The sequence below is a fragment of the Radiobacillus kanasensis genome (genome assembly GCF_021049245.1).
GTDB lineage: Bacteria > Bacillota > Bacilli > Bacillales > Amphibacillaceae > Radiobacillus > Radiobacillus kanasensis.
In genome coordinates, this window is record NZ_CP088020.1 from 3323467 (window position 1) to 3337723 (window position 14257).

Annotated in this window: 9 protein-coding genes; all 9 read right to left on the reverse strand. The window is 32.5% G+C overall.

Translation table 11 applies throughout. The features are described 5' to 3' along the window. Positions 1 to 227: 227 nt before the first annotated feature. Positions 228 to 2471: an N-acetylmuramoyl-L-alanine amidase gene (locus KO561_RS17035; protein ID WP_231094522.1), complete on the reverse strand. Its 2244-nt coding sequence runs from the start codon at positions 2469 to 2471 to the stop codon at positions 228 to 230. A 45-nt stretch (positions 2472 to 2516) separates the two neighbouring features. Next, complete coding sequence (locus KO561_RS17040; protein WP_231094523.1) at positions 2517 to 5639, reverse strand: SpoIID/LytB domain-containing protein; 3123 nt, start codon at positions 5637 to 5639, stop codon at positions 2517 to 2519. Between the two features lie 167 nt (positions 5640 to 5806). Then, positions 5807 to 7363 (reverse strand): hypothetical protein, encoded by a 1557-nt coding sequence (locus KO561_RS17045; RefSeq protein WP_231094524.1) that lies wholly within the window; start codon positions 7361 to 7363, stop codon positions 5807 to 5809. A 47-nt stretch (positions 7364 to 7410) separates the two neighbouring features. After that, positions 7411 to 10020 carry a YfhO family protein gene (locus KO561_RS17050; RefSeq protein WP_231094525.1) on the reverse strand — a complete coding sequence of 870 codons (2610 nt, stop codon included), beginning with the start codon at positions 10018 to 10020 and terminating at the stop codon, positions 7411 to 7413. A gap of 35 nt (positions 10021 to 10055) precedes the next feature. Continuing rightward, positions 10056 to 10433: a GtrA family protein gene (locus KO561_RS17055; protein ID WP_231094526.1), complete on the reverse strand. Its 378-nt coding sequence runs from the start codon at positions 10431 to 10433 to the stop codon at positions 10056 to 10058. A gap of 10 nt (positions 10434 to 10443) precedes the next feature. Then, the gene (locus KO561_RS20640) at positions 10444 to 11370 is read right to left on the reverse strand and encodes a glycosyltransferase family 2 protein (RefSeq protein ID WP_231094527.1); all 927 of its coding nucleotides are present in this window, start codon (positions 11368 to 11370) and stop codon (positions 10444 to 10446) included. A 47-nt stretch (positions 11371 to 11417) separates the two neighbouring features. Then, on the reverse strand, positions 11418 to 12437 hold the full coding sequence (locus KO561_RS17065; RefSeq protein ID WP_231094528.1) for a glycosyltransferase family 52: 1020 nt from the start codon (positions 12435 to 12437) through the stop codon (positions 11418 to 11420). 35 nt (positions 12438 to 12472) lie between these two features. Next, entirely contained in the window at positions 12473 to 13621 is a 1149-nt protein-coding gene (locus tag KO561_RS17070; RefSeq protein ID WP_231094529.1) for a DegT/DnrJ/EryC1/StrS family aminotransferase, read from the reverse strand. A gap of 1 nt (position 13622) precedes the next feature. After that, on the reverse strand, positions 13623 to 14249 hold the full coding sequence (locus KO561_RS17075) for an acetyltransferase (protein ID WP_231094530.1): 627 nt from the start codon (positions 14247 to 14249) through the stop codon (positions 13623 to 13625). Between the last annotated feature and the right edge of the window lie 8 nt (positions 14250 to 14257).

Here is a 14257-nt window from a genome sequence, read left to right on the forward strand (position 1 = left end):
AATGACATTATTTACACTTTAATTCAAGATTATAAGTTATTTTTCAAAAGAACTAAATATTTCGAAAAGTACACATAAATTTAATATCTAACTAAATTCTCAATAGGTTAACAACATCAACAAAGATACCTTGATACCAATATGTTACTCCCTTTAGCGATAAAAAAGTAATTCACCTCAATTGAAAGATTTATCTACCAATTGAGGTGTTTTATATCTATAGAGGGTTAATTTATATTAAAATTCATGTACTCATAGGTGTCGTATGATGCCTGTGATGTACTTTCCTTAATATGAACGACCAACTTATATTTCCCAGATGCAGAAGGTAACCACTCAACGTTGGTATCTGCATTATAATTCTGCAAGAGTCTCCATTTCTTAGTTCCGTAATTATATTCCCAAAACTTATATTCTATACTCTCTGAGCCTCTAGCAGATGCATTTACAATAACACTTGTTCCTATAGGTTGTGGGCTCACTTTATCTGCATTAAACTGGTCTACTATAATTTTCTTGACCGTATAATTGATATATTGGTAATCATCGTAGCTTTTTAATGACCCCTCATTCTTTGCATGAACAACAAGTTTATACTCGCCTGGTTCTACAGGTGACCATATTACATTACTATCTGGACCATAGTCCTGTAAAAGGGACCATTGATTAGTTTTTTTGTTGAATAACCAGAACTTATAATTTGCTGTTTCAGAAATATTACTTGTAGCACTTATCTGGATATCCGTTGCATACGGTTGCGGACTTGGTTTATCCACATTAACACTTGAAATTGTTAATGGATTTGGTTCTAAGACATAGTTTATTGCTTTATACGTGTCATAGCTATTAACAGAGTCACTTTCTTTTACATGCACTACAATTTTATATTTGTCAGCTTTTGATGACGTCCAAGTTATATTTGTATCAACGCTGTAATCTTGTAAAAGCTTCCATTCACCTGTAGTAAGGTTTTGTTCCCAGAACTTGTATAATAAACCTTCACCATTAACTGCTTTTGCATTTACAATAACCTGTGTCCCTTCAAGTTGTGGACTTGGTTTATCTGACGTGAATTGCTGTATCTCTACTAAACTATTTTTCACAAGGTAATCCATCACTTTATATGTGTCGTAGCTTCTAGAAGATGCAGCTTCTTTAACATGAACAACTAATTGGTACTTACCTGCTCTGTCCGGGGTCCATCCTATGTTTGTATCTGTGCTGTAATCTTGAAGTAACTTCCATTCGTCTGTATCCATATTGTGTTGCCAGAATTTATATTGTAACTCTTCCCCGTTGATTGCATTGGCATTTATTATTACTCTAGTTTCTTTTGCTTGGGGACTTGGTAAATCACTAGTATAGCTCTGAATTGATACTGGCTTTGGTTTTACTTGATATTGCATCACCTTATACGTATCATAACTGTTCGTAGAACTTCCTTCACGAACATGCACAACCAGCTCGTAATTTCCAGATTTGTCCGGAGTCCAACCAATATTAGTATCTGCACTATAATCTTGCAGTAATTTCCATTCATCTGTATCTAGATTATGCTGCCAAAACTTATATTGTAAATTATCCCCATTACTTGCTCTTGCATACAATATTACTCTTGTTCCTTCCACTTGTGGACTTGCCTTGTCAACAGTGTAGGTCGTAATAACTGGTTTACCTAATCCATAATGATTAATAACAGTGTCAGCAATCTTTTTAGCCATTTTGTCTTGAAATGACGGACTAGATACTTTATTAGCTTCTGTAACATTTGAAGTAAAACCATTCTCTATTAGAACTGAAGCCATATTAGTATGACGAGTAACATAAAGATTATGATCCTTTGTTCCTGTTGAAGTGTACATTTTATTGAATCCTAAACTAGCTAAGGAATTCGCTAATTCTAAAGAAAGTTCTTTACTATCAGTAGCTGCTTGACCTGGAGTAGAATCATAAACCATACAGTCATTAATACTCGCTCTTTTTGTTACCCCTCTATCCGTGTAATAAATATAGGTGGACCCATTTATTTTCCTCTCATCCACATAATCATATATTCCACCGTTGTGGACAACGTAATAACCAGATTGATCTAAATTAGCTCTATAAGAGCTATAATGAGTACTAATTCCATTAGCATAAGGATTTACACTTGAATCGAAGTGTATGCTAAAAAAAAGATCTGCATCCAAAGAATTTGCGAAATTTGCTCGTTGTTCTAGTGAAAGATATTTATCAGTTTCTCTAGTTAATGTTACATCCGCATATGGGCTTAGATATTTTTCTATTCTCTTCGATAATTGTAAAGTTAAATCTTTTTCTCTTAAACCATTATTTACCGCCCCCGGATCACTTCCCCCATGTCCAGGATCAATCACTATTTTCATAGATTCAGCATGTACTTGTGTGTTAAACAAGCTTCCAACACCAAAAAGTAAGGCAAATGAACAAATTATTTTACTTAATAGCTTCAATCTATTTCCTCCCCAATTGAAAAGAAGCAATCTTTAAGACCGCTTCTATTCTTTAATCTCGAACATTAAAGTATTGTAGCTGTCATAACTTCTAGTTGAATTTATATCTCTTACATGAACAACCAACTTATAAGTTCCAACTTGATTTGGAAGCCAGTTAGTTGAAGAACTGGCTCCATAATCACGTATCAATGTCCATTCACCTGTCTCAGTGTTTTCTACCCAGAATTTATACTCCAAGCTAGTTCCTCCGCTTGCTTCTGCACTTACATTTATACTAGTTCCTATCACTTGTGGACTACTCTTATCAGCCGTAACTTTATTTACTGTTACTTTTCCTGGCTGAGAAATTACATAGGTTAAAGTTTGGTATGCTTCATAGCTCTTGGTTGAACCTACATTCCTAACATGCACTACTAGCTTGTAGTTTGCCGCTTCACTTGGTGTCCAACTAGTAGTTGCACTGCTTCCATAATTTCGTATGAGTGTCCATTTTCCTGTATCCGTATTTTCCGCCCAGAATTTATACTCCAAGCTAGTTCCTCCGCTTGCTTCTGCACTTACATTTATACTAGTTCCTGTAACTTGTGGACTGCTCTTATCAGTTGTAACTTTATTTATTGTTATTTTTCCTGGTTGAGAAATTACATAGGATAAAGTTTGGTATGCTTCATAGCTCTTGGTTGAACCTACATTCCTAACATGCACTACCAGCTTGTAGTTTGCCGCTTCACTTGGTGTCCAACTAGTAGTTGCACTGCTTCCGTAATTTCGTATGAGTGTCCATTTTCCTGTATCCGTATTTTCCGCCCAGAATTTATACTCCAAGCTAGTTCCTCCGCTTGCTTCTGCACTTACATTTATATTGGTTCCTGCTTCTTGCGGACTAGCTTTGTCCACCGTTAGATTACTTACATTGATTTTTGGCGGCTCTGATATTTTATAATTTAGTGTCCGATAGGCATCATAGCTTTTGGAAGATCCAACTTCTCTCGCATGTACTACTAATTTATAGTCACCTGCTACGTTTGGTGTCCAATTAGCTGTAGCACTACTTCCATAATTTCTAATTAATGTCCATTTACCAGTACTCGTGTTTTCTGCCCAGAACTTATACTCTAATGTTGTTTCACCAGTGGCCACTGCGGTTACATTTATATTGCTTCCTGTTACTTGCGGACTAACCTTGTCCACCGTTATTTCACTTATATTGACTCTTGGTGGCTCTGATATTTTATAATCCAGAGTTCGATAGGCATCATAACTTTTTGTTGAACCTACTTCTCTCACATGCACTACTAGCTTATAGTTACCTGATTCACTAGGTAGCCAACTTATTGTGGAGCTAGAACTATAGTCATTGAGTAATATCCATTGGTTTGTATCAATGTTTTGTGCCCAGAATTTATATTCTAGTGAAGTGCTACCACTTGCTGATGCACTGATATTAATTGTTTGGCCCAACTCTTGTGGACTAGTTTTTGACGTTGATAATCCATCTACTTTAATCGGCTCATTAATGACGAACTCTTTCGTAATGTAATCATCATAATCTTTCGATGAATATTTATCTTTCACATGAACATTCAAGGTGTAATTACCACTAGTATCTGGTGTCCAATCAACATAACTTTTCCCAGAGTAGTTTTGAATCAGCTTCCATTCTCCTTGATATCCAACCCAAAATTGATAGATTAATTGAGAACCGCCACTAGCATTTGCAGTGACCCTAATCGTATCTTTAGCGTTTTGCGGGGAAGATAAATCCGTTGTAATACTGCTAACCGATGCTTCAGCTGGAATTTTTCCTGTTAAATTGATTGTTGTACCTTGATAATAAAAGCCAAGAATATCTCGATAATTCTTTCCATGGTTTTGAGCCATATTTTGTGCTCCATGTTGACTCATTCCAACCGCGTGCCCAAAACCACTTCCCTCTATTTTATATTGACTCCCCGTATCTGTAACACTATTAATATTGATACTCTTCATTTTGGCCCAACCAAACATAGACCTAAAAGTAGTCATATTGAACGTAAAAATATTTTGAAAACGTGCTATATCGTTTGAAGAATTTTTTCGATACTCTCCAGTTACCTTGTTTCTCAACATATATTGTATTTCAATATTTCCTTTATAAACAATATCTGATTGCATTGTGTTGTTAATAAGGTCTAAGCCGAATATTTTTGTGATTTTCAGTTCATAATCTTTACTAATGCCATTAGTGTATAAATTTGATTTTAAATTGTTTATGAAACTTGAATCAGCTTCACTAACTGAACTCCACCAATCCTGAGGTCTTTTAAGGTCCTTAGTAGATACGTCAATTTGTGTTTCTGCTAGATAAAAACTCCAATTGTTATATGAATTACCACTAAAACTATCGTACGGATCTAGTTTAGTAGTTAGATAGGGATGGTATTCATCATTACTCCATCCATAATTCTCATTTGAAATAATCTTGCCACCGTTTGAGGATGAGTAAACCGCTGAAATCGGGTTACCATTATAATTTATAATTTGACCTCTTGTTGATTCAACGGCTTTAATAACATTTTGATAAGTAGAACCAGTTACTATACCAGCATATACTTGATCATTCTGCGAATCTATAATAGTTTTAGTTGATGAATCGACAAAAGGCAAAGCATGGGTTCGTGCTGCCAAAGTTTGTGCTTTAAGTGCTTCAATATCCCAACTTGGATACATTTCAAAACCAACTACGCCCTTTAAGTAGTCCTCGATAAATAATTTGTTGTAAGGACGTACATAGCTTCCTTCTTTTTTAAAATTCATTTCTCCATAATAAGACAAAATTTTACCCTGTCTTACTGAATCATGAACGGTAACAAAGCTACTATCACTGTACAGGGTTGGATAAATGTTAATACCTGATGTTGACTTAGTAATGGTAGTAGAACCATCCATAAGAATAACATCACCACTTTGAATTTTTACTGTGTATATCCTTCCTTCTTTTAACGCATAATTCAAGCCTGTTATTTTATATGTTCCAGAAACTTCAAAGTCAATACTGCTTTTATTTCCAATATGGTTATAGAGCTTTACTGAGATAAGACCAGGGCTTGCTGCCGACACTTTTTCTGAGTTTGTAAATACTAGAAATACAAATAGCACAGAAAAAAACACTATTATTTTTTTCATAATTAACCCCCCTGTATCATTTTACAATAATCTACAAAATACTATTTATTATATTAAACTATCATTCATTATTTTAAAACCCCTAAAAAAGTCTTATTTATTTGTAAATATTCTAAAGATAACCAAAAAAGATAGTAGGAAATTACATCCTACTATCTTTTGGTTAATTATAACTTTTTAACATGTAATTCTAATAAATTTTGTATTTTAGAGTTAAATTTCTTCTGATCGAATTTCTCGTAATAGAGTAATTTTAATATATCTAGATGAGAGTAATTGGTCTGTCTAGCATCTATTGAAATCATATATTCTGGTCTTTCCTCAAATTCATATTCATAAAAATGATAATTATGAAATTCCTTGAAATCCTTAAATTTATTTATGGTATCTTCAGGTCTAATAGCTAACTTATCCGGATTTCCATATGCTTGTTTTAATATATAGTTAAATTCATAAAACTTGTATGTCCTATTTTTAGCATTTAATTCTGTTGCATTGTCAACTACAATAAAGGTATTGTTATTAGCTACATTTTTATTATTTTTCATTTCATAAATGAGAGCCAATTGTTTATAGTGATCCAGCTGATATTCTAGAAAGAAGGATAAATTCAAGAATGAAAACCCCGTTATAAGATAGGTTAAAATAAGGGTCTGAACCTTTATATTTATCCTTATAATGCTCGCTATTAATTTTATACCATAATATATAGTAATACTTGCCCCCAACGGAATTAATAACTGCCACCTTCCGTACATGCCAATATGTTGAGGTATCTTTCCAACTGCACAATACGGAAAAACAGCCGCAAAGATAGTAAGGATTCCATATATAAACAATAAAACACTTTTATTTGTTTGTTCATCATTGTGTTTTTTTAGTATGATTAAACTTATCACAATCGTTATTATCCAAACAACACCATACATATAAATTCCATTCATTGGTGTTGCGACTTGTATAATTACATTTAAAAAAGAATCATTAAGAGAATGTATAGAGTATCCTATGCCTTTAAATAACGAATCAATTGTGATTTCATTATATCCTTTATATAACCCATAAGAATCAAATTGTGTTTGAATGAACCTCGCAACTATCGGAATGATTAAAAAATCTAAATACTTGTATAGTAATTTCAAGTATGTTTTTATATTAGTTAATTTCTCTCTCTCGTAATAAATAATATCAATTAATACGATACCATAAAAAAACAATAAAGAATTATGGGCAAACGATAAGAAAAATACTAAAAGTGATAGGATCCTATATATTTTTTGCTTTTTCCTATAGTACTCCGTTAATAGATACCATCCCAAGAAAAATAACAAATAAGGAATTGTGTACCATCCAATTATCACCAATAGTCTTTCCGTGAAGACTGGAAAAACAGAAAAAATAGCTACTATATAAAATCGATCCCATTTATTAAATAACTCTTTGTGATTATTTAAAATCAAATAAACGAATACACTACAAAGTAGAAAAACAAAAAAAGACAGTATTCGATAGCCGACAGCTCCAAGATTGCTTAAAGCAACAATTAACCATCCGATATAAGGCATACCTGCCATATTGTGCCATTCGAGTATAGTCTCACTATCCATCCCTACCACACCAACATCGTCCCAAAAAACACTGTCATTAAATAAAGTGATTCCATACGAAACAAAGTAAAAGAATATAATAGTTATTAGTAAGGTGGTAGATTTTTTTTTCACCATTCACAACCTCTCTTCTTCCTGACTACAACAAGAAAAATTAATTATTATTATAATTTTCTATGGAAAAGTACATGAATGCCCTTCTCTCTAAGGAAAATATAAAAAAATATTATCAAACTAATAATTGATGTAAGCATACCCCAAATAAATCCAGGAGATGTATATTGCATCTTAACATGATTATTACCTTTCGAAAGGTCTATAGATACAAATGCACCCATAACTTGGTTTGGAGTTACTTTTTTGTTATTTACAAATACTGTCCACCCTTTGTCATAAGGTATTGATAAAAATAATTCTCCACTTTTCTTTACATCAATATTTCCTTCAATTGTATTACCAGACCACTTTGTTAGATTAAGCCGATTATCTTTTAACATACCCAGCTGTCGATTCAATTTATGAATATCAAGCTCATAAAATAAATCTCTATAAATTAAAAGCTCTGGCTCATGAAAGACAAAATCAACTGTTACAATTTCTTCTTTATAACCTCCCAAATCAATAATGTTATTATTATATGTTGTAGGATAGTTATCAATTAGTTTTCCATTAACAAATACCTTTGATTCTCCAAATACGGATGGCCGAATTAAAGCATATAATTCCTTCATTCCTCTAATATCAAATTTGTAAGATACCTCTCCTACTTTTTTCTCGCTTTTTTTTATTAATCGATACTCTCCATTTTGTTGATTTAAAGTCACATTCTTGTAGGAAATAGAAACCGGCTTCAGTGATTTGAATACTCCATTCTGTCCCGATCGAACACCTAACATCTTATTTATTATGTTATTTTGGAGTTTAAAAGGATTATTATTCTCCATTTTTAATTCCTTGAAATTGTCATTCACCATGAATCCTATCGGTAAATAGTTTTTGTTCTTTTGCACTTCTAATGTATCAATTTGCAAATATTTGTCATATCCATGCTTCTCAACATTATCAAGTCCAATAAAATATTTAATACCTAAAATAGAGTCTGTTACTAAGGTCCCGCCGATTGGGGAAGTCCATTTTTGTGAAAACGTAGTATATCCTAGTTTATTCATTGCATCAACCATATTAGAATTTGTCATAGAACTAAAATGCCTTAGACCCTTATAATCTAAACGAAATGGAGAATTAAAGCTTCGTGGTATGTCTGTTTCTATTCGGTAGAATACTGGATCAACATCTTCAATTTTTTGAATTACTTTACGGTAGTTAGAGTCATGATATTCCGATCTTGACGGAATTTTATAATCGCTTTCTATATTAGATAATAGCACAAAAGCATTTAACCCTAAATCTACTACAATAATAAGTATTAACAAAAATTTTGCTACTACATCTTTCCTTCTAATAAGGGATAAATATAATAAGCTTAATAAGCTAACGATTAAAGTTAGATTAGTTATAATACTTACCATATGGAATGTTCTTTCTCTAAAAATAAAAAGTATTGTTACCATAGTAACCGCTTGAAGAATAAGAAACCTGCTTTTAACACGCGATCCACTGCACATCTCCATAAAAACTTTAGATGATATTAATATCATTAGAAAAGAAAATAAAAATGAATACCTAAATGGGAACATATTAGGTGAGTCAAAACCATGCCACGCACTGTTAATTATAGGAATTTCAAAACTTAAAAATACTACTAATAGTAGGATGCCGAAAGTTATCTTTTCTCTCTTAGTTATCTCCTTCATCGTAAAATAGACTGGAAGTAGCAATGTTGGGAAGATACCTATATATATATTTGGCAAACCTGTTGATAGAAGGGAATCATACGCGCCATTATAAAATTTACTCATAAAATCCAATATACTAAATAATGGCTTAACATCCATTAGTAACTGAGTTGGTGAACTACTTGCATTTACTAAAGCAAAAACCACCGGAAGGGTATTAATAAATGACAGACAGATCCCTAATACTGTCGAACCCAAAAATAAGCTTACCTTTTTTATGATTTCCTTTAAAGTAATATTTTTGTTTTCAATAATTAATCTTGCCCAAAAATACATAAAACTAAAAATCCCGACCATATATGATATATAAAAATTGGAAACAAACATTAAAGCCAGAAAAAAAGATAGAAACAATACTTTATTACTTTTTATTAAGTATTCAACTCCCAGTAAGATTACTGGTAAAAGGACAACACCATCTAACCACATAATATTTTGTGCATAAACTATAGAATAGGCCATTAAAGCATAGCTCACTGAAAAAATAATCTGACCATAACTGTTTATTCCAATTACTTTTTTCAAATATATGGAGGAGGTTAATCCAGCAGATCCTACTTTTAACAAAGTCATTAATACGATCGATTCAGGAATACTTTCTCTTTCGAATAAAATGATTAATGGAGAAAAAATACTAGAGAGATAATAACCATACACACCAAAAAAGTTCATCCCTAGACTTGCTTTCCAACTATAAAACAAACTATCCGAAGTGGTTAAAACATCATAAAAATAATTATAAAATTCAATATACTGTCCAAACATATCCTTTATAAGAAAAGATTTTGATCCAAAAGGATAAATATTGAAACAAATCAAAACGATGCCAAATACTAACATAGGTATAATAAAACAAAGCAAATAAATTATAATGTTACTATTTTTGATAGTTTCTAACCCAGACCTTAAATTGAACATTTGAGTACCTCACTTAATGAACGTCTTACATCTAATTACTTTGTTAAAATTTTCTTCGATAATAAGAAGGTAAATGGTATGGCAATTACTGACGCTAATAACGGTGAAATATTTTCATCAAATTTCATCAAATCCACTAGAATAAATACAGCTAAAGAAGAAACGCTAATATTTACTACATATGTTAATGGGAACTGAAAAAATTTCTTGAAGGTGGGCTTTGTTTTATACGTAAACAATGAATTCATAAAAAAAGAACCCACCATGCTTATTAAAAATGCAAGAATATGTGAAATCATGTAATGAAAATGTACCAAGTTAAAAAGGAGCAAATATAATACATAATAATTGAATGTATTAATAAACCCCACTATGATGAATCTGACTATTTGTGATGAGAATAAATAATTCATGAAAAGCACCTTATTCCCTTTCTATACTTTGGTCCTCAATAATAAAGTGAGGGCGTCTTTTAGTTTCATAGTAGATTCTCCCAATATACTCTCCTATTACTCCAAGAGATATAAGCTGTATTCCTCCTAAAATTAATACAGAAGAAATAGTAGTAAAATAACCTGGAACATCAATTCCATATATTACTTTCTGAAAGAAGGAGAATATGACATATAGAACAGCCAGTAGGGTAACAAAGAATCCCAAATATATTGTTACTCGCAAAGGCTTATTATTAAAAGATATTATCCCGTCAATACCGTAGCTGAGTAGTTTAGAAAAAGTCCATTTACTTTCCCCTTCACCACGGATAATATTATCGTATTCAATTACTTTCTCCTCGAATCCAATCCATGAAAATAGCCCTTTAGAAAATCTGTTATATTCCTGCATTTTTACAATAGCGTTTGCTGCGCGTTTACTTAATAATCGAAAGTCTCCGATACCATCAGTTAACTCTACATCAACAAATTTATTAATCAGCCTATAATATAATTTTGATACCGATGATCTACTTACTGATTCTCCTTTTCTGGTTCTTCTTGCAATTACTTGATCGAATCCTTCCTTATACCCCTTAACCATTTCAGGAATCAGGGATGGTGGATGTTGTAAATCTGCATCCATAATGATGTATGCATCCCCTGAAGCAAAAGTTAATCCAGCGAGCATAGCAGCTTCTTTTCCAAAGTTTCTACTAAACGAAGCAAACTTCACCTTTTTATCATTACTTGAAAGATCTTTAATAATATTTTTGGTGTTATCCTTACTCCCATCATTTACAAAGATAATTTCATAATTGTAATTGTTTTGTGTCAAAATTTCAGTCGTTATATTATAGAATTTCTTAAGTACCTTTTCTTCTTCATAGCATGGAACTATTATGGATAGCTTCAATTTTTATCACCCTAGATTATTTTATCTTTACCCTTTTAAACTCTATGTTACAATGGAATTGTGTTAACTAACCGTGAATAGTAGTCATAAATATTAATAATTTCTGCTTTACTTTTTTCAGGTAGTTGCTCCTTAGGAATTATAAAGGAGTCTATCTGTATTTGCTCTCCAAAAATGTTATAGATATTTCCTAAAGCCGATGAATAAAAAGAAGCGACTACATTAGGAATTTCCTTTTTTATCATTAAATAAAGTTCAATAGAGGCATCTGGTCTTAATATTTCAAATCCGAGTTTATCATATACTTTAATCCATTCTTCATTTTCTGCTCTATGTGGAACATACACTATTTTCTTAACTTCAGAGTAATGTTTTTTTATCTTACTTAAACAATCTATATAGACCTCAGCACTCTCTAAAATTCCTTTTTCAACTAATGGACTTCCTAAAAGCCAAACTTCCTGTAGTTTTTCCCTTTCTGAACTAATTGATTTCATATAAAGGTAATTATTTTTAGTAACCAGTAAGTTTTCACTACTTGGTAAATCGTAGACAGTGAAGAGAACTAAATTATCCACATGTTTCTGAATGGGAACATTTCCAAGATAAACCATAGACTTAATTAGTTTTTTCAAACGATCCTTACTATCGCCATTCAAAAATTTTCGCCTTTCATTTTCAGATGTAAGCACTCTATGTATTCTCAACGAAACAGTACCATCATCTATTAACACAGTTTGTCTTGGATTAACTTTATTCACAAAATCTCTCATCAAATCAGATCTATAGTCACCGATAAAAACTAAATCGGGATCTTTATATGTCTTATACTCTTTTTTGAGTTTTATCATTCTTGTGATCCAGCTAATTTTCCCATTACCGAACCCAATAATTTTTATCGAGTTCCAATCTGACCGATTAACCATTTTAACTATTTGTTTAACAGAATTTGGATTATCTCCATTTAATACTAATAAATCGCACTCTGCACTTTCTAATTTATAATAGTATTTTGCTTCTAGAGAATTTAACAATTGTAGTGGAGATTCAATTATAAAAACATTCATTATAAATTACTCCTTTATTAAAAAATAAAGTGTGACTAGCACACTTTATTTTTTAGCACTGTATTTAGTGTATTAATCACTTTATCTTGTTGTTCTTCTGTCATGCTTGAACCAGATGGTAAACAAACTCCATTTTCAAATAAGAAATCAGAAACACTTATGTCGGAATGTTTATAATATTTAACTCCATCAAATAGGGGTTGCAAATGTAACGGTTTCCACACCGGTCTACCCTCGATGTTGTGTTTGTTTAATTCATCTAAAACAGTTTTTGAATCAGCAATTGCTTCTTTTGGATTAATAACTAACGTCGTTAACCACCTTGTTGAAAAGTATCCCTCGGGCTCTGGCATAAACTCTACTCCAGGTAGATGGGATAAAGATCGACTGTATTTATCAAAGATTTCTCTTCTTCTTGCGACTCTTTCATCTAACACTTCTAACTGAGCTCTACCAACTCCAGCTAAGATATTACTTAAACGATAATTATATCCGGTGGTGCTATGTTGATAGTGGGGTGCTTCGTCTCTTGCTTGTGTTGCTAAAAAACGAGCTTTGTTCATAAGCTCTTCATCGTCAGAAACTATCATACCACCTCCAGAAGTAGTGATGATTTTATTTCCGTTAAACGAAAAGATACTTATTTTACCAAACGAACCACTTCTTCTACCATTATATTTTGCACCAAGTGATTCAGCCGCATCTTCGATCATAGGTACATTATAAATGTCGCATAACTCCATAATCCGATCCATATCTGCACTTTGTCCGTATAAGTTTACAACAACTATGGCTTTTGGGAGTGAGTTATTAGCTTTCGCTTCTTCCAGAGCTCTTTCAAGTGCATTTGGAGACATATTCCACGTTTCAGGATTTGAATCTATAAATACGGGTGTTGCACCTGCATATAATATAGGATTAGCGCTTGCAACAAATGTCAAGCTTGAGCAAAAAACTATATCTCCCTGTTTAATACCTAATAGTTGTAACGCAAGGTGAATACCAGCCGTACCTGAACTCACAGCTGCAGCACTTTTAACTCCTACATATTCAGCAACTTGTTTCTCAAACGCATCTACGTTTGGACCTAATGGTGCAATCCAGTTCGTTTCAAAAGCGTGATTAATATACTTTTGTTCATTTCCACTCATATGTGGGGGAGATAATAATATTCTTTCTGTCATCTTAAATCAGCCTCTTTTTAATTATTTTAACAGGAACACCGACTGCTACCACATGGTCATCGATATTTCTTATAACTACAGAACCTCCACCTACTACTGTTCTTTCACCAATCACAATGCCTTGGATGACATTACTTCCAATACCAATGTGTGTTCCCATCCTGATTTTCACATTCCCCGCAAGATGAACACCCGGGGAAATATGTACATAATCTCCAATATCACAATCATGATCTACTGTAGAACCCGTATTTAAAATCGCATGATTTCCTATTTTAGAAGAATGATTTACAACTACACTCGGCATAATTACGGTCCCAACTCCTACTTGAACATTAGAACCTAATTGTGCAGATGGATGGATGGCTTCCCCAAAACTTATATTAAATGGATATAAGTTTTTAAGTATTTTTTCGCGTAACTCATTATTGCCAATTGTAATTAAGTATTTGGCTGAAGGATGTGCCTTATTTATCCTGTCCATATCTTCAATTTTACCTAATATAGGATAATTCAAAAAGGAATCCTCAGCGTTATCATCAACAAATCCAATTATAGATTTGTTTTGTGCAATCAATATATCTACCACTACTTTTGAATGTCCACCCGCACCAATCAGAATATACACTTTTAAAA

Coding starts and splice junctions, on each gene's coding strand:
- KO561_RS17040 (WP_231094523.1), bottom strand. CDS start 5,639: ATGAAAAAAATAATAGTGTTTTTTTCTGTGCTATTTGTATTTCTAGTA.
- KO561_RS17050 (WP_231094525.1), bottom strand. CDS start 10,020: ATGTTCAATTTAAGGTCTGGGTTAGAAACTATCAAAAATAGTAACATT.
- KO561_RS17045 (WP_231094524.1), bottom strand. CDS start 7,363: ATGGTGAAAAAAAAATCTACCACCTTACTAATAACTATTATATTCTTT.
- KO561_RS17065 (WP_231094528.1), bottom strand. CDS start 12,437: ATGAATGTTTTTATAATTGAATCTCCACTACAATTGTTAAATTCTCTA.
- KO561_RS17055 (WP_231094526.1), bottom strand. CDS start 10,433: ATGAATTATTTATTCTCATCACAAATAGTCAGATTCATCATAGTGGGG.
- KO561_RS17070 (WP_231094529.1), bottom strand. CDS start 13,621: ATGACAGAAAGAATATTATTATCTCCCCCACATATGAGTGGAAATGAA.